Below are 218 nucleotides of genomic sequence, written 5' to 3' on the forward strand. Positions count from 1 at the left end.
CTCGACCAGGACCTGATCCTCTACCTGTTCGGCACGCCCGGCCAGGACCGCTTCTGGTTCATGTGGGACGACCTCGTGCGCGGCGCCATCGGCGCGGTGGTGCTCGTGGACACCCGGCGCCTGGCCGACTGCTTCCCCGCGGTCGACTACTTCGAGAACTCCGGCCTGCCCTTCGTCATCGCCCTCAACGGCTTCGACGGCCAGCAGCCCTACAACCC

Annotated in this window: 1 protein-coding gene; it reads left to right on the forward strand. The window is 68.3% G+C overall.

Translation table 11 applies throughout. From position 1 onward, the window contains the following. The coding region (locus IO29_RS31440) for a GTP-binding protein (RefSeq protein ID WP_030383548.1) at nt 1–218 on the forward strand (218 nt) is incomplete at both ends.

Source organism: Streptomyces sp. NRRL F-6676 (genome assembly GCF_000725625.1).
GTDB lineage: Bacteria > Actinomycetota > Actinomycetes > Streptomycetales > Streptomycetaceae > Streptomyces.